Here is a 16,471-nt window from a genome sequence, read left to right as displayed (position 1 = left end):
AGCTGCTACAGGATCTTCATAAAGTTTGCTGGAACGGTTTTTCGAGGGTAAGTTGCGCGCCGGTTTTGTTGTCAGGCAGCCATGGCTGTCATGTAGCGCGGGGCAACTTGGGCCCAACTAATTTTAGAGGACCTCCACTTGCCTGTTTTTTCTTTGTTGCGCAATGCCCTGCTGGTCGGCGCCGGGCTGACGCTTGCCGTCAGTGCCCAGGCCACCGGCACGGTGCATATTTATAACTGGTCGGACTACATCGGTGAGACCACCCTGGCCGACTTTCAGAAAGACGCCGGTATCAAGCCGATTTACGACGTATTCGATTCCAACGAAACCCTGGAAGGCAAATTGCTGGCCGGGCGTACCGGTTACGACGTGGTCGTGCCGTCCAACCATTTCCTTGGCAAGCAGATCAAGGCTGGCGCTTTCCAGAAGCTCGACAAGTCTAAGCTAGGCAACTATTCCAACCTCGACCCGGTGTTGCTCAAGCGCCTGGAGCAGAACGATCCGGGTAACCAATATGCCGTGCCGTATCTGTGGGGCACCAATGGCATCGGTTACAACGTCGACAAGATCAAGGCTGTGCTGGGCCTCGACAAGATCGATTCCTGGGATGTGGTGTTCGAGCCGCAAAACATCAAGAAGCTGCACAGCTGCGGCGTCGCGTTCCTCGACTCCGCCGATGAAATGATGCCCACGGTCCTCAATTACATGGGCCTGAACGCCAATAGCACCAACCCCGAAGACTACAAAAAGGCCGAGGCTAAATTGCTGGCGGTGCGGCCTTATGTGACGTACTTCCACTCATCCAAATACATCGCGGACCTGGCCAACGGCGATATCTGCGTTGCAATCGGTTTTTCCGGCGATATGTTCCAGGCCAAGGCCCGCGCGGCTGAAGCCGGTAAAGGCATAAACATCGCCTACTCGATTCCAAAAGAGGGTGGCGCACTCTGGTTCGACATGCTGGCGATCCCCAAGGACGCGGCCAACGTCAAGGAAGCCCACGCCTTCATCAACTATTTGCTCAAGCCTGAAGTGATTGCCAAGGTCAGCGATACCGTCGGCTATGCCAACCCAAACCCCGGGTCGGACAAATTGATGGAGCAGTCCATACGTACCGACGCATCGGTTTATCCACCACAGGCGGTCCTCGACAAGACGTATGTGTCCATCGAGTTGCCACCGAACATACAACGTTTGATGACGCGCAGCTGGACCAAGGTCAAGTCGGGCAAATAGCGTCAAACTATCCAGGTTCGCCACGTTGAGCGAACTGCAAATTCTGTTGGGAGTTTCGTAAATGGCAGTTGCCTCCGGCGCCTATAAGAAAGCCCTCGAGGGCGACCAATCACCTAAACAGGTGTTGGTCAAAATCGACCGGGTCACCAAAAAGTTCGACGAGACGATTGCCGTGGACGACGTGTCCCTGGAAATCAAGAAAGGCGAAATCTTCGCCTTGCTCGGCGGCTCGGGTTCGGGCAAATCCACCTTGCTGCGGATGCTGGCAGGTTTCGAACGGCCCACGGAGGGGCGCATTTTCCTCGATGGCGTAGACATCACTGACATGCCGCCGTACGAGCGGCCGATCAACATGATGTTCCAGTCCTACGCCTTGTTCCCGCACATGACCGTGGCGCAGAACATCGCTTTCGGCCTCAAGCAGGACAAGATCCCGACGGCCGAGGTCGATGCCCGCGTAGCCGAGATGCTCAAGCTGGTGCAGATGAGCGAGTACGCCAAGCGCAAACCGCATCAGTTGTCCGGTGGTCAGCGTCAGCGCGTGGCCCTGGCGCGTTCGTTGGCCAAGCGGCCGAAGCTGTTGTTGCTCGACGAACCGATGGGCGCGCTGGACAAAAAGCTGCGTTCGCAAATGCAGCTGGAACTGGTCGAGATCATCGAACGCGTCGGCGTAACCTGCGTCATGGTGACCCACGACCAGGAAGAGGCCATGACCATGGCCGAGCGCATCGCGATCATGCACCTGGGCTGGATCGCCCAGATCGGCAGCCCGATCGACATCTACGAAACCCCGACCAGCCGCCTGGTCTGCGAATTCATCGGCAACGTCAACATCTTCGAAGGTGAAGTGGTGGACGACGCCGAGGGCCATGCACTGATCACCTGCAAGGATCTGGACCGCAACATTTACGTGGGTCACGGCATCAGCACCTCGGTGCAGGACAAGTCCGTTACCTATGCGATCCGTCCGGAAAAACTGCTGGTGACGGCCGAAATGCCGACCTGCGAACACAACTGGTCCAGCGGCAAGGTGCACGACATCGCCTACCTCGGCGGCCATTCGGTGTTCTACGTCGAACTGCCGAGCGGCAAGCTGGTGCAGTCCTTCGTCGCCAACGCCGAGCGCCGTGGCCAGCGCCCGACTTGGGGTGACCAGGTTTACGTGTGGTGGGAAGACGACAGCGGCGTGGTACTTCGCTCATGAACATGCGCAAACTCAAACGCCGGCTCAATCGAATAATTCCCGGTGGCCGTCAGCTGGTCATCGGGGTTCCGTTCATCTGGCTGTTCATGTTCTTCATGCTGCCGTTCTTCATCGTCCTGAAGATCAGCTTCGCTGAAGCCGACGTGGCCATTCCGCCGTACACCGAGATCTACACCTTCGTTGACCAGAAACTGCAGGTGCTGCTCAACCTGGCCAACTACGCGATGCTGGGCGATGACGAGTTGTACATCGCCGCTTACCTAGGCTCGCTGAAGATGGCGCTGTTCAGCACCATCCTCTGCCTGCTGATCGGCTACCCGATGGCCTATGGCATTGCCACCGCCCGCAAAGAGCTGCAAACGGTGCTGGTGCTGCTGATCATGATGCCGACCTGGACCGCGATCCTGATCCGCGTGTACGCGTGGATGGGCATCCTCAGCAACAACGGACTGCTCAATGGTTTTCTGATGAGCATGGGCTGGATCGACGAGCCGTTGCAGATCCTCAATACCAACCTGGCGGTTTATATCGGGGTTGTTTACTCCTATCTGCCGTTCATGATCCTGCCGCTCTACGCCAACCTGGTGAAACACGATCACAGCCTGCTGGAAGCCGCATCGGACCTTGGCTCGAGCAACTTCAACAGCTTCTGGAAGATCACCGTGCCGCTGTCGAAAAACGGCATTATCGCCGGCTGCATGCTGGTGTTCATCCCGGTGGTGGGGGAGTTCGTGATCCCGGAACTGCTCGGCGGTCCGGAAACCCTGATGATCGGTAAAGTGCTCTGGCAAGAGTTCTTCAACAACCGCGACTGGCCGGTGGCGTCTGCCCTGGCGGTGGTGATGCTGGCAATCCTGATTGTGCCGATCATCCTGTTCAACCGTAGTCAGGCCAAGGAAATGGAGGGTAAAGAATGAAGCGCTTCCGTTTCTCGAACCTGATGCTGGTGCTGGGTCTGCTGTTCATCTACGCGCCGATGCTGATCCTGGTGATCTACTCGTTCAACGCCTCGAAACTGGTGACGGTGTGGGGCGGCTGGTCGGTCAAGTGGTACGTCGGCCTGCTCGACAACACGCAACTGATGGGCTCAGTGGTGCGCTCGCTGGAAATCGCTTGCTACACGGCGATAGCGGCGGTGGCATTGGGGACGCTGGCGGCGTTCGTGCTGACCCGCATCACCCGCTTCAAGGGCCGCACACTGTTTGGCGGCCTGGTTACCGCACCGCTGGTGATGCCGGAAGTGATCACCGGTCTGTCGCTGTTGCTGCTGTTCGTGGCCATGGCGCAGATGATCGGCTGGCCGCAGGAGCGCGGCATCGTCACCATCTGGATCGCTCACACCACATTCTGTGCAGCGTATGTGGCGGTGGTGGTGTCGGCGCGCTTGCGTGAATTGGATTTGTCGATCGAAGAAGCCGCCATGGACCTCGGTGCGCGGCCATGGAAAGTGTTCTTCCTGATCACCATTCCGATGATCGCGCCGTCACTGGCGGCCGGCGGCATGATGTCGTTTGCCTTGTCGCTGGATGATCTGGTGTTGGCGAGCTTCGTGTCCGGGCCAGGCTCCACGACCCTGCCGATGGAAGTGTTCTCGGCGGTGCGTCTGGGCGTGAAGCCTGAGATCAATGCCGTGGCCAGCCTGATTCTGCTGGCGGTGTCGCTGGTGACCTTCCTGGTCTGGTTCTTCAGCCGTCGCGCCGAAGAAAGCCGCAAGCGTGCGATCCAGCTGGCTATCGAGGAAGCCGCTGCCGATTCCTGGAAACAACCGGACGTACGTCGGGCGCAGGCACCGGAAGCGGCTTAAAACTGCTGCAGATCAAAAGATCGCAGCCTGCGGCAGCTCTTACAGTGGAATGTGAATTCCGTAGGAGTTGTCGCAGGCTGCGATCTTTTGACTTTATGGCTCAGAATTTTGCAGCGAAGGCGTCAGCCCGGCCAGAAAAAATCTACCGCGCCGGCAACAGCTTCAAGGTGCTGCGGGTATTGGCCATCACTTCTTCCTCATTGAAATTCGCCTGGTAATAAACCCCTTCGATATACGCCTCGGCCTGGTCGGCATAATGGCTGTCGAACGGCACGCCGCTCTGGCCCACCGGGTTGATGGTCAGGCTGTGGGCCGGGTCGGCGAAGTCGATCAGCCGCCGGGTCGACGGGCCGTAGGTCACGGGCCACGGCGCCGGGCCGATCTTGGCCGAGAGGTTGTTCGGTACTTCGTGGGTGCCGGGTGCCGCGAATGGGCCAACGTTGAAAATCTGGTCCAGGGGCTTTTGCATCCCCAGCGGATGGCCGTGGGTCAGGGTGTGCGCCTTGCCCCACTGCCATTGCGCGGAATCGGCGCCAAGGGTGGCTTTGAGATGAGCCATGCTCGCTTGCCAGGCCACCTTGACCGTATCGGCACGGGTTTCCTTGCCGGGGGTGTTGTGATTGTCCCACCACGGTGAATCGGCGGAGGCCGCCAGACGTGGCAGCGCGGCATCGATCACCCGGGTCGGGAGCAGCGTTTCGAAGAAGTCATTGCCCAGCTCATCGCGCAGCGCCGCGTCGGCGAGGTTGAACAGGAACTGGTTGAACAGGGTGGCGCTGATGGAGTCCAGCGGGTAATCGCCGCTCCACTGCGCCAGTTGCTCCACCAGTTTGAGTTCGGCCGGATCGCTCACCACTTCACGCAGTACCGGCAGCAAAGGTGCCAGCAAGCGCGGCCCGTAGGCGGTGGTGGTACCCAGTTGCAGCTTCTGGTTGGCCACGTTGTCCCACTTCACATTCTTGTCGCTGAGCTGGCGATTGAGCTGCTGCCCGCGATCGGCGAGGTTGTAGTAGCCGGGAATTTCCATGCCGGTCGGCGACACCGGTTGGAAGTTGGCCGAGACGATGTAGCCCCGCGCCGGGTTTTCTTCCTGCGGGTTGGCACTGAACGGGTAAAAACCTTCCTTGTCTGCCTGAGGAGTGCTGCCATCGAGGATGAAACCGGGCTTCACCCCGGCCGGACGCTTGGGCAGCAACGCCGAGGCCCACCAGCCGATGTCGCCCTTGGCGTTGGCGTAGACGATGTTCAATCCTGGAGCCTGAACCTTGGCGGCCGCGGCGCGGGCCTTGGCCAGAGTGTCGGCGCGATTGAGCTGGTAGAAGCCGTCAAGGATCGGATTCGGGGTTTCGAGGAACGCCCACCACATGGCAACCGGCGTCTTGCCGGCGGCAGTGCCGAGCGCATCGTTGACGATCGGGCCGTGGGGCGACTGGCGCAGCGTCAATGTGACCGGTGACTGGCCTTTCACTGCGATCTGTTGTTCGGTAGTGACCATGTCCACCCACTTGCCGCGATACCAGACCTGGTTCGGGTTGTCCGGGTTGACCTTCTCGGCGATCAGGTCCAGATCGTCGTTCTGGAACATCGTCAGGCTCCAGCCGAAGTCCAGGTTGTGGCCGAGAAATGCAAACGGCACTAGCGCCTGGTGGTAGCCATAAAGCTCGAAGCCCGGCGCCGACAGGTGCGCCTCGTACCACACTGACGGCACCGAGAAGCGTATGTGCGGGTCACCGGCAAGCAGCGGCTTGCCGCTTTTGCTGCGGTTGCCGGAAATCACCCAGGCGTTGCTGCCTTCGAATTGCGGCAGGCCGTGGTCGGCCAGAGTCTGCTCACTCAGACGGGCAAGGGCGTTCAGGTCTTTCCAGTCACTGGCGGCGAGGACCGGCGCGGGGCTGGCGCGCCTTTTGGCCAGTACGCCGTTGGGTTGCCAGTCGAGATCGAAGATGTTCAGGTACTCGGCGCCCAGTTGGTCACGCACGTAAGTCAGCAGGGGCTCGGTGCGAAACGCCGCGGCAAAGCTGTAGGCCATGTAGCCGGCGATGCTGATGCTGTCTTCGGCGGTGAAAGGGCGCTTGGGGATTCCCAGCACGTCGAACTCTACTGGCGCTGCGTGGCTGTCCTGATATTGATTGATGCCGTCCAGATAGGCTTGCAGGGCCTTCCACGCCGGCGACTGACGATCCAGCGCGGCCACGTAACTGTCAGCACGTTCGCGGATGCGCAGGCTGCGAAACAGTTTGTCGGTGTCGAGCAGTTTCGGGCCGAGGACTTCGGCCAGCTCTCCACGGGCCAGACGCCGCACGGCTTCCATCTGGAATAGTCGGTCCTGGGCCTGCACGTAGCCGAGGGCGCGGTAGAGGTCGGTTTCGTTTTCGGCGCGGATATGCGGCACGCCGCGCTCGTCGTAGTGCACGGTCACTGAACCTTGCAGATGCTGCAACGCCACCTGGCCCTGGCGCGTCGGTTGTTTGCTGTACACATACCAGCCGCCCCCGGCGGCGAGCGCGACGATCAGCAAGGCAAGTACGGTCAGGACGCGTTTCATGGTGACTCCTTGTTCTTTCGGGGGGTGCCACCCGTGCGGGCTGCAAACGTGTAGCACAGACCTCCTGTGCCGGGCATCGCGGTCCTGGAAAAGTCAGGAATGCCTTACTTCGCCTCCGCGGGCCACGGGCAGTAGCAACCCACCGCCAGCGTGTGGGTGGCGTTCACTGCCCGACCTGCGTTCAGCGCTTGCAGGATGGGCTCGATAAAACTGTTGCTCGAATTGCAGGTCAGGCCTTCGCTGTACGGGCCGAAATATGCCAGCTTGCCGTCGCGGTCCCAGATCGCCACTGCCGGGCTGGCGGGGATCTGTTCGGAGCCAGGCAGGGTCGCGAGGGTTTTCAGGCGGCTCAAGGTGCCGGGCAACTGGCCGTGGCTGCCGGGCTTTTGTACCGTATAGAACTCGACACCCTGCGGTACATATTGCTCAACCAGTTCAGTCAGGTGTTGTTGGTTGCCGACATTGCACGGGCAGGCCGGGTCCCAGAAGTGCACCAGGCGAATGGCGCCGGGGCCGGCGAGTTCGTCCGGCAGGCGCAACGGGTCGCCGGAGAACACGGCGGTGTGCGAACTGAAGGCCCGCAGGTAGCGTCCCTGAAACCAGTCGTAAGCAGCCCACAGCACACTGGCACACACAAGGGCGAGCAGGCTGGCAAGCAGTGTGGTGCGATAGGCCGGGCGCATGGGTTTCAATCCTCGAAGGTCGGCTAGCTTGCCATGCTTGCCGCGACAGATGAATATCGCAGGCCCATAAAGTCTGTTTCGCGCTCTGGAATAGCCCATGTCTGCCACTTTCGACCCCGATCATTTGCGTGCCAGCCTGCGGCCATTGGCCCAGTGGCAGCCGCTGTCGACGGAGGCCATGGCCTATCAGCGTTTTTACGGGCTGGATTTTCCACAGCGGACCCTGCGCCGTGGCTTGGGGCGTTTCGAGATCGATGGCTATGAAGTGGTCAGCCAGCTCTGGTTGCCCGAGCGGGCGAAGGCGACGCTGTTTCTATTTCACGGCTTCTACGATCACACCGGGCTCTACCGGCATGTGATCGACTGGGCGCTGGACCAGGGATTTGCGGTAATCGCCTGTGACCTGCCGGGGCATGGCTTGTCCAGTGGCGAACGGGCGAGTATCAAGGACTTCGCCGAGTACCAGAGCGCCCTGCAAGGCCTGCTGGCCGAGGCGCAGTCGTTGGGCCTTCCGCGGCCCTGGCACTTGTGCGGGCAAAGCACCGGCGGGGCGATTGTGATCGACCATGTACTCAATCAAGGTGCGAGCAGCCCGGCCCAGGGGCAAGTGATCCTGCTGTCGCCCTTGGTGCGGCCGCGAGCCTGGGGTTGGTCGCGGCTCAGTTATTACCTGCTCAAGCCGTTTGTCAAAGGCATCGCCCGGCGCTTCAGCGAAAATTCCAACGACCCTGACTTCCTCGCGTTCCTGCAGGCCGATCCGCTGCAACCGCTGCGTCTGCCAACGGCCTGGGTCGGTGCGCTGGGGCGGTGGATCAAGCGTATCGAAGCGGCACCGAGCAGCCCGCGGCGGCCGCTGATCGTGCAGGGGCAGGCGGACATGACCGTGGATTGGGAGCACAACCTTGAAGTGTTACGAGGCAAGTTCGATCGGCCCCAGGTGTTGATGCTGCCTGAGGCGCGGCATCATCTGGCGAATGAGTCGCCGGGGTTGCGGCAGGAGTATTTCGGGTTTTTGACCAAGCGCATGAGTCGGGATCGGCGGTGACATTTCGACAGTCATCGCGGGCCATTTCACAGACGCCAAAAAATTACTGGGTCAGACTGGACGTGCTTTGCCCCACCGCCAACCCCGCCCGAATCGCCGCCAATGCCGCTTGGTAATAAGCCTTGCCTTCAGAGGACTCGGCAAAGGTCGAAAACTCTTCCAGTTCGTCATCCGACAGGTCGCGATAGACATACAGCAGCGTGTTGTTCAGGTCGGCGCCGATCTGCTCCATCAGGCGCTGGCGCTGACCGTTCAACATGCCTTGAGCCTGACCGTTGCCGAGCAGGCCCGGGATCATCGAACTCAGGCTATCGGCCGCGACGCCTGCGATCGCCAGGCTGACTTCAGCGCCGGCCTCGCGGGCGGGCAGGGCCTGGGCCAGGTGGCCGATGATCAGTTGACGGGTATCGCTGGCCTGCATCTTCGGCAAGCCCTTGGCGTTTTTCGCCAATTGATCGCGACGGGTCGCCAGCAGTTCGGCGGCGACGATTTTCTTGCCCAGGGGCGATTGAAAGAAGGTCAGCGCAGGTTTCGGGTCGGCGAGCTTCTTGCGCAGTTGCGCTTCGGCGCGCTGGTCCATGGCCTTGGGGGCGAACCGCTGATTGCTGTTGTCGACCAGGGCCTGGAACACTGCCGGTGGCAAGCTGTTCTGATAGCGCTGCTGAGCGGCCGAGAGAGCATCGTTGAAATGCGCGCGTTGTTCTGGCCAGCCGGCGACCTTGTACAACTGGTCGTGGCCGTCCGCCCAGGCGGGCAAAGCGCAGAACATCAACAGTGAGAAAAGCAAGCGACGCATAGGGACTCCTGTCAGCAGGCGACTATTCTCCGTGCGGCATTCGTACTTGTCGAGAATTCGTATCAGGTTGAGTACCTTATCCGACCAATCCTCCGCTGCGTGGCTCTGTCGGATTTGCGGGCACAGGAATACTATGCGCGCCATGCACATACCCTCTGATCATCCACTGCTGTTACGTATCGTCGACGACCTGGCCGAACACGGCTGGTCGCAGCAGAATATTTTCCTGCCCCTGGACCTGACCCGGGCGCTGGCGGCCGAGTGTCGTAAACGTGCCGCCGAGGGTGAACTCGCCCCGGCCGCCGTGGGGCGCGGGGCGTTTTCGGAGATTCGCGAGGGCATTCGCGGCGACCATATCCAGTGGCTCGAACCTGGCCAGGCCGAGTCCTGCGACAGCTACCTGGGGTTGATGGACAGCCTGCGTGAGGCGATGAATCGTGGTTTGTTCCTGGGCCTGGAAGATTTCGAAAGCCATTTCGCCCTGTACCCGCCCGGCGCTTTCTACCTCAAGCATGTCGACCGTTTCCGTGACGACGACCGGCGCATGGTCTCGGCGGTGATCTATCTCAACGACGCCTGGCTGCCCGAGCATGGCGGTCAGTTGCGCATGTACCTGGACGAAGGCGTCGAACACGATGTAGTGCCCACCGGTGGATGCCTGGTGGTGTTCCTGTCAGGCGACGTCCCTCACGAAGTCCTGCCCGCGACCCGAGAACGCCTGTCGTTGACGGGCTGGTTCCGCCGTCGTGGCAACGAGCCGTTCTGATCATGCAAAAGATTCTGGTAAGCCGCTGTTTGCTCGGTCACCGCGTCCGTTATGACGGCGGGGCCAGCGGGCCGTTCGATCTGTTGGAACAGTGGATTGCCGAAGGCCGGGTGGTGCCGTTGTGTCCGGAAGTCGCCGGCGGGTTGCCGACACCCAGGGCCGCGGCGGAAATTCCCGGCGGGCAGGGTGGTGAAGTGCTTGATGGCCTTGCATCGGTCATCACCACCGAGGGCGAGGACGTCAGTGCCGAGTTTCTTTCGGGGGCTTCTCAGGCGCTGGAGCTGGTGCAACAGCACGGCATCCGGGTTGCCGTGCTCAAGGCCAACAGCCCGTCTTGCGGGAATCTGCTGACCTATGACGGGACGTTCAGTGGCGTGAAGGTCAGCGGTGAGGGCGTGACCGCCGCGCTGCTCAAGCGCCATGGTGTGCAAGTCTTCAGCGAGCTGGAGTTGCCGCAAGCGGCTCAGGCCCTGGCAATTCTGAAGTAACGGCCCACAGGGTTACTCATTCACCCGAATCAAGGTTTCGGCGCCACACCCGCATCCGCTCCAAACCACTTCTGCTCCAGCGCCTCCAGCCGGCCATCAGCCTTGATCCGCTGCAGGGCGTTTTCCAGGCTGGCATGGAACGCCGGGTTACCCTTCTGAAACGGAATGGCCAGGCTTGCAGCCGGGGCGGCTTTCGGCTTTTCCTCTGTCAGCGACTGCACCAACAGGATTGATCGCGGTTGCTCTTCTTTCTGCGCGATCAATTGCGCGTTGGTGTGAATGTAAGGTTCGCTGAAGTCGAAACGATCCTTCAGGTCCGGGGTCAGTGCTATGTGATTGATGGCAACGTCGTATTTGCCGCTTTCGACGCCGGTCATCAGATCGTCGGAATCGGTGACGACGAAGTCGGCCCGTACATCCAGTTCATTGGCCAGCAGTTGACCCAATTCGACCTCGAACCCGGTCAGTTTGCCGTCATCCTTGAAATTGAAGGGCGGTGTATTAGCCTCAAGAGCAATGCGCAATTCGCCGCGGTCGTTTACATCGTCCATCAGTTCGGCATGAGCCAAAGGGCTCAAAAGGGGTAGCAGGCAGATCAGGCCAGGCAAAAAGCGCATGGTCACTCCTTTGAATTCATTTTATCGCGACGCGCTGTTCAGGCTCGCTTTGCTATGGTTATCGAGAGCCTTCGACAACGTATGGCCGTTAAGTTGTCATAGTCGAGCGAATTTTATGGAAAAACTGGAGAAGAGAATGAAAACCTTTATGTCACGAGCAGCATTGGCTGGCCTGTTGATGGGTGTTTCGGTGCTGGCCAGTGCTGCCACGCCGGCCCCGAAAGGTGCTGAAGTGTTCATCGTATCTCCTGCGGACGGAGCCACGGTCGCGCAAACCTTTACCGTGAATTTCGGCGTCAAGGAAATCGCGCTGGCACCAGCAGGCGATGTCACCAAAAATACTGGCCATCACCATTTGCTGATCGATGTCGACAAACTACCAGCCGCCGGTGCTCCGATTCCAAACGATGCCAATCATATGCACTTCGGCAAAGCGCAGACTCACGCTGAAATCAAACTGGCTCCGGGTAAGCACACTTTGCAGCTCGAGCTGGGCGACAGCGGTCACATGCCGTTCGATCCGCCGATCGTGTCGAAGAAAATCACCGTGACGGTGAAGTAACTTTTCCACAGCGATGAAAAAGCAGCCGTAAAAAAGGGAGCTCCGAGGAGCTCCCTTTTTTGTCGCTCAAGTCGCGATCAGAACAGCACGCGGCAACGAATGGTGCCGTTGATGTGCTGCAGCTTCTCTTGCGCCATTTCCGAGTAATCGGCATCGACGTCGATCACGACGTAGCCGACTTTCTCGTTGGTCTGCAGGAACTGACCGGAAATGTTGATGCCGTTTTCGGCGAAGACCTTGTTGATCTCGCTCATCACACCCGGAATGTTCTCGTGGATGTGCAGCAGGCGGTGCTTGCCAGGGTGAGCCGGCAGGGCCACTTCCGGGAAGTTCACGGACGATACCGACGTACCGTTGTCGCTGTACTTGACCAGTTTTTCCGCCACTTCCAGACCGATGTTGGCCTGTGCTTCAGCGGTAGAGCCACCGATGTGCGGGGTCAGGATCACGTTGTCCAGGCCACGCAGCGGGCTTTCGAACTCTTCTTCGTTGGAGCGTGGCTCCACCGGGAATACGTCGATGGCCGCGCCGATCAGGTGCTTGTCCTTGATCGCGTCCGCCAGGGCGTCCAGTTCGACCACGGTGCCGCGCGCGGCGTTGATCAGGATGCCGCCCTTCTTGATGGCGCGGATTTCCTTCTCGCCGATCATCCACTGGGTGGCAGCGGTTTCCGGAACGTGCAGGGTGACGATGTCGGACATGCCCAACAGCTCGTGCAGGTTGCCGACCTGGGTGGCGTTGCCCAGTGGCAGCTTGGTCACGGTGTCGTAGAAGTAAACCTGCATGCCCAGACCTTCAGCCAGGACCGACAGTTGAGTACCGATCGAGCCGTAACCGACGATACCCAGCTTTTTGCCACGGATTTCGAAGGAGTTGGCTGCGCTTTTGATCCAGCCGCCACGGTGGCAGGAAGCGTTCTTCTCAGGGATGCCGCGCAGCAACAGGATCGCCTCGGCCAGCACCAGCTCGGCAACGGAGCGAGTGTTGGAGTACGGCGCGTTGAATACCGCGATACCGCGTTCGCGAGCCGCGTTGAGGTCGACCTGGTTGGTGCCGATGCAGAAACAGCCGACAGCCACCAGTTTCTTCGCGTGATCGAAGATCTCTTCGGTCAGTTGAGTGCGGGAGCGAATGCCGATGAAGTGAGCATCAGCGATCTTTTCCTTCAGTTGGGCGTCTGGCAGAGAACCTGTGAGGTACTCGATGCTGGTGTAGCCCGCCGCCTTGAGGACGTCGACAGCCGATTGGTGGACGCCTTCGAGAAGAAGGAACTTGATCTTGCTCTTATCGAGAGAAGTCTTGCTCATCTGCGTAAACCTGTGTCCCGGAGAAAAAATGGCAGGGAAGGGAGCAGCCAGAGCTGACCCGGACGGCAGGAAAGCCGTCGCCGCAGAACAGCCTTTGGGCACTATCCTGCGGGGTCGGTATGCTAGCATATGCGACCTGCTAACACTCATTCTGCGACGTGAAGCGTACTCAGGATGACCATGAATTGTTCGAGAGTTCTGTCGATGACCAATCCTGCGCTGATTGATGAGCTGAAGACCCTGGTTGAGCCTGGCAAGGTCCTGACCGACGCCGACTCCCTGAACGCTTACGGCAAGGATTGGACCAAACATTTCGCCCCGGCCCCGACGGCCATTGTGTTTCCCAAGACCATTGAGCAGGTCCAGGCCATTGTCCGTTGGGCCAATGAACACAAGGTTGCGCTGGTGCCGTCCGGCGGTCGTACCGGGCTTTCTGCCGCAGCAGTGGCGGCCAATGGCGAAGTGGTCGTGTCCTTCGACTACATGAACCAGATTCTCGACGTGAACCTCACCGATCGCACGGTTGTTTGTCAGCCGGGCGTGGTTACCGAACAATTACAGAACAAGGCTGAAGAGCACGGGTTGTACTATCCGGTGGACTTCGCTTCGGCAGGTTCCAGCCAGATTGGCGGCAATATCGGCACCAATGCCGGCGGGATCAAGGTAATTCGCTACGGCATGACCCGTAACTGGGTCGCCGGCATGAAAGTCGTCACCGGCAAGGGCGATCTGCTGGAACTGAACAAAGACCTGATCAAGAACGCCACCGGCTACGACCTGCGTCAGCTGTTCATCGGCGCTGAAGGCACACTGGGTTTTGTCGTCGAAGCCACCATGCGTCTGGACCGTGCGCCGAAAAACCTCACCGCGATGGTGCTCGGTACCGCCGATTTCGATTCGATCATGCCGGTATTGCATGCGTTCCAGAGCAAACTTGACCTGACTGCCTTCGAGTTCTTCTCCGACAAAGCCCTGGCCAAGGTCATGGCTCGCGGCGATGTGCCGGCGCCGTTCGAATCCGACTGCCCGTTCTATGCATTGCTGGAATTCGAAGCGACCACCGATGAAGTGGCCAATCACGCCCTGGAAACCTTCGAGTACTGCGTCGAGCAGGGCTGGGTGCTGGACGGCGTGATGAGCCAGAGCGAAACCCAGTTGCAGAACCTCTGGAAGCTGCGCGAGTACATCTCCGAAACCATTTCCCACTGGACACCGTACAAAAACGACATTTCGGTCACTGTGTCGAAAGTCCCGGGGTTCCTGAAGGAAATCGACGCGATCGTCGGCGAACATTACCCGGATTTCGAAATCGTCTGGTTCGGCCACATTGGCGACGGCAACCTGCACTTGAACATCCTCAAGCCGGACAACCTGAGCAAGGATGAGTTCTTCGCCAAGTGCGCCACCGTCAACAAGTGGGTGTTCGAAACCGTCGAGAAGTACAACGGTTCGATTTCCGCCGAACACGGCGTGGGCATGACCAAGCGTGATTACTTGACCTATAGCCGCTCACCGGTTGAGATCGAGTACATGAAAGCCGTCAAAGCGGTGTTCGACCCGAATGGCATCATGAACCCAGGCAAGATTTTCGCTGTTTGAATCAACAAGGCAGGAGTCGGTCAATGAGCTATCAGCACCAGTATGTCGACGGAACGCGTATTCATTTCCCGTTGGGGAAAGTGGTGTGCATCGGCCGCAACTACGCCGAACACGCCAAGGAACTGGACAACCCGGTGCCCACCGAACCACTGCTGTTCATCAAGCCCGGCAGCTGCGTGGTGCCACTGGAAGGCAGCTTCAGCATTCCGACCGAGCGCGGTTCGGTGCATTACGAAGCAGAAATAGCGGTGCTGATCGGCAAGCCATTGTCGACCAAGCCGAGCCGCGAAGAAGTGCTGGATGCCATCTCCGGCTTCGCCCCGGCCCTGGACCTGACCCTGCGCGACAAGCAGGCCGAGCTTAAAGCCAAGGGCCTGCCGTGGGAAATTGCCAAGTGCTTCGACGGTGCGGCGGTGATTGCACCATTCGTGGCCGGCAGCACGTTTGCCGACCTGACCGACATCGGCATCCGCCTGACCATCAATGGCGAAGTCCGCCAGGATGGCAACAGCAAGGACATGCTCAATCCGATCGTGCCGATGATCCAGTACATGGCCGGCTGCTTCTCGCTGCAGGCCGGGGACGTGATCCTCACTGGCACGCCGGTGGGCGTTGGCCCGCTGAATGTCGGTGACGAACTGGTGCTCGAATTGCCAGGTGTCAGCCGCTTTACCAGTAGCGTTCTCTAAAAAGCAAAAGATCGCAGCCTGCCGCAGGCTGCGATCTTTTGATCTTGGCTGCCCACGCAGGGCAATCCGGCCATTTCCCGTTTTTTTCACATTTTGTCTGGATAATTCCGGGGCTTATGGCATCTGAGCCTGTCCCTATGTGCTATTACCCATAGCCTGAATTTCTGGAACGCATCCCTGAATGGCCATCGAATCGCTGCCCAAGCTGAAAACTGCCCGCCGCTCGCGTTTTGTCATGCGTTGGTATTCCTGGCTTTCACTGGTGGCGGTCGCTGCTTATGGCCTTGCGTTCGCGATGCATTGGGATGACCGCGGTGTGCTCTGGGTGAAGGAGCGCTTCGAAAGCCCTGCCGAACGAAAAGAGAGTGTCTGGCTGCCGGACTATCGGGCGGTGATCGACGCCAAACTGCTGCCGGGCATGGAGAAGGACGAAGCGTCCGACGTGTCTTACGACCCGCAGACCAAAACCCTGTTCTCCGTGATGGGCAAGAACCCGTTCCTGGTCGAGCTGACGTTGCAAGGCGACGTGTTGCGCAAAATGCCGCTGGTGGGTTGGAGCAACCCGGAAGGGGTGACGGTGATGGGCAATGGTTTGCTGGCGATTACCGATGAGCGCGAACACCTGCTCTCGATCGTCAAGGTCGATGCCGATACGCGCGAGCTGAACATCGCCAATTTCCCGAAATACGATCTTGGTCCCTCGAAAAACCAGAATAAAGGCTTCGAAGCCGTCGTCTGGGATGCCCGTCGCCAGCAACTGCTGCTGGGTGAAGAGCGTCCACCTGCGCTGTTCAGCTGGAAAAGCGATGGCAGCCAGATCCTGAAGGGTGACAAGCAAAAACTCTCCAGCGCCGCACTGGATGTTCGTAACCTGTCGGCCCTGGCCATCGATCCGCGCACCGGCCACACTCTGGTGCTGTCCGCCGACTCTCACTTATTGCTGGAACTGGACGAGAAGGGCGAGCAGGTCAGTTTCATGACCTTGCTCGGAGGGTTCAATGGTCTGAAGAAAACCATTCCCCGTGCCGAAGGCGTCACCATGGACGAAGCAGGCACGCTATACATGGTGAGCGAGCCGAACCTGTTCTACCGCTTCGAAAAGCAACAGGTTCGGTAGTTGCGGTAGAAGG

Annotated in this window: 16 protein-coding genes; 11 read left to right on the top strand and 5 right to left on the bottom strand. The window is 59.6% G+C overall.

What is annotated here, in order from left to right; genetic code table 11:
- Positions 1–138: 138 nt before the first annotated feature.
- From AF70_RS17010 to AF70_RS16995, 4 genes are all read left to right on the top strand, one after another.
- Positions 139–1,236 (top strand): polyamine ABC transporter substrate-binding protein, encoded by a 1,098-nt coding sequence (locus tag AF70_RS17010; RefSeq protein WP_028939112.1) that lies wholly within the window; start codon positions 139–141, stop codon positions 1,234–1,236.
- Between the two features lie 61 nt (positions 1,237–1,297).
- Entirely contained in the window at positions 1,298–2,440 is a 1,143-nt protein-coding gene (locus tag AF70_RS17005) for an ABC transporter ATP-binding protein (protein ID WP_018928636.1), read from the top strand.
- A gap of 35 nt (positions 2,441–2,475) precedes the next feature.
- Positions 2,476–3,357, top strand: coding sequence for an ABC transporter permease subunit (locus AF70_RS17000; protein WP_172901220.1), 882 nt, complete (start codon positions 2,476–2,478; stop codon positions 3,355–3,357).
- Positions 3,354–4,244 (top strand): ABC transporter permease subunit, encoded by an 891-nt coding sequence (locus AF70_RS16995; RefSeq protein ID WP_019580562.1) that lies wholly within the window; start codon positions 3,354–3,356, stop codon positions 4,242–4,244. The genes AF70_RS17000 and AF70_RS16995 overlap by 4 nt, the downstream gene beginning before the upstream one ends.
- Before the next feature lie 142 nt (positions 4,245–4,386).
- Here the strand turns inward: AF70_RS16995 and AF70_RS16990 are convergent, their stop codons facing one another.
- Together AF70_RS16990 and AF70_RS16985 are read right to left on the bottom strand one after the other, a co-directional pair.
- Complete coding sequence (locus tag AF70_RS16990) at positions 4,387–6,789, bottom strand: penicillin acylase family protein (protein WP_028939110.1); 2,403 nt, start codon at positions 6,787–6,789, stop codon at positions 4,387–4,389.
- Between the two features lie 104 nt (positions 6,790–6,893).
- Complete coding sequence (locus AF70_RS16985; RefSeq protein ID WP_028939109.1) at positions 6,894–7,472, bottom strand: DUF6436 domain-containing protein; 579 nt, start codon at positions 7,470–7,472, stop codon at positions 6,894–6,896.
- Positions 7,473–7,569: 97 nt separating this feature from the next.
- Here AF70_RS16985 and AF70_RS16980 point away from each other — a divergent pair, with 97 nt between their 5' ends.
- The gene (locus AF70_RS16980) at positions 7,570–8,517 is read left to right on the top strand and encodes an alpha/beta hydrolase (RefSeq protein WP_028939108.1); all 948 of its coding nucleotides are present in this window, start codon (positions 7,570–7,572) and stop codon (positions 8,515–8,517) included.
- A gap of 43 nt (positions 8,518–8,560) precedes the next feature.
- Here AF70_RS16980 and AF70_RS16975 read toward each other — a convergent pair whose 3' ends face one another.
- Positions 8,561–9,313, bottom strand: a complete 753-nt coding sequence (locus AF70_RS16975) for a DUF2059 domain-containing protein (RefSeq protein ID WP_028939107.1) — start codon at positions 9,311–9,313, stop codon at positions 8,561–8,563.
- A gap of 133 nt (positions 9,314–9,446) precedes the next feature.
- On the opposite strand from AF70_RS16975, the gene AF70_RS16970 reads away from it, so the two are divergent.
- Both AF70_RS16970 and AF70_RS16965 read left to right on the top strand, forming a co-directional pair.
- Positions 9,447–10,079 carry a 2OG-Fe(II) oxygenase gene (locus AF70_RS16970; protein ID WP_018928643.1) on the top strand — a complete coding sequence of 211 codons (633 nt, stop codon included), beginning with the start codon at positions 9,447–9,449 and terminating at the stop codon, positions 10,077–10,079.
- A gap of 2 nt (positions 10,080–10,081) precedes the next feature.
- Complete coding sequence (locus AF70_RS16965) at positions 10,082–10,567, top strand: DUF523 domain-containing protein (protein ID WP_028939106.1); 486 nt, start codon at positions 10,082–10,084, stop codon at positions 10,565–10,567.
- Between the two features lie 29 nt (positions 10,568–10,596).
- Here AF70_RS16965 and AF70_RS16960 read toward each other — a convergent pair whose 3' ends face one another.
- Positions 10,597–11,184, bottom strand: coding sequence for a transporter substrate-binding domain-containing protein (locus AF70_RS16960; RefSeq protein ID WP_019580568.1), 588 nt, complete (start codon positions 11,182–11,184; stop codon positions 10,597–10,599).
- Between the two features lie 136 nt (positions 11,185–11,320).
- Here AF70_RS16960 and AF70_RS16955 point away from each other — a divergent pair, with 136 nt between their 5' ends.
- Positions 11,321–11,746, top strand: coding sequence for a DUF4399 domain-containing protein (locus AF70_RS16955; RefSeq protein ID WP_018928646.1), 426 nt, complete (start codon positions 11,321–11,323; stop codon positions 11,744–11,746).
- Between the two features lie 77 nt (positions 11,747–11,823).
- Here AF70_RS16955 and serA read toward each other — a convergent pair whose 3' ends face one another.
- A complete protein-coding gene (gene serA / locus AF70_RS16950) occupies positions 11,824–13,053 on the bottom strand; it encodes a phosphoglycerate dehydrogenase (protein ID WP_018928647.1) in 1,230 nt (409 codons plus the stop codon).
- A gap of 204 nt (positions 13,054–13,257) precedes the next feature.
- On the opposite strand from serA, the gene AF70_RS16945 reads away from it, so the two are divergent.
- The 3 genes from AF70_RS16945 to AF70_RS16935 all read left to right on the top strand — a co-directional run bounded on the left by AF70_RS16945 (position 13,258) and on the right by AF70_RS16935 (position 16,458).
- A complete protein-coding gene (locus tag AF70_RS16945; RefSeq protein ID WP_028939105.1) occupies positions 13,258–14,652 on the top strand; it encodes an FAD-binding oxidoreductase in 1,395 nt (464 codons plus the stop codon).
- Between the two features lie 23 nt (positions 14,653–14,675).
- Positions 14,676–15,341, top strand: a complete 666-nt coding sequence (locus tag AF70_RS16940; RefSeq protein ID WP_019580569.1) for a fumarylacetoacetate hydrolase family protein — start codon at positions 14,676–14,678, stop codon at positions 15,339–15,341.
- Between the two features lie 181 nt (positions 15,342–15,522).
- A complete protein-coding gene (locus AF70_RS16935) occupies positions 15,523–16,458 on the top strand; it encodes an SdiA-regulated domain-containing protein (protein ID WP_019580570.1) in 936 nt (311 codons plus the stop codon).
- Positions 16,459–16,471: the final 13 nt, after the last annotated feature.

Origin of the sequence: Pseudomonas sp. KD5, assembly GCF_012932895.1 — a bacterium.
GTDB lineage: Bacteria > Pseudomonadota > Gammaproteobacteria > Pseudomonadales > Pseudomonadaceae > Aquipseudomonas.
This window is presented reverse-complemented; position numbering and strand designations above follow the sequence as displayed.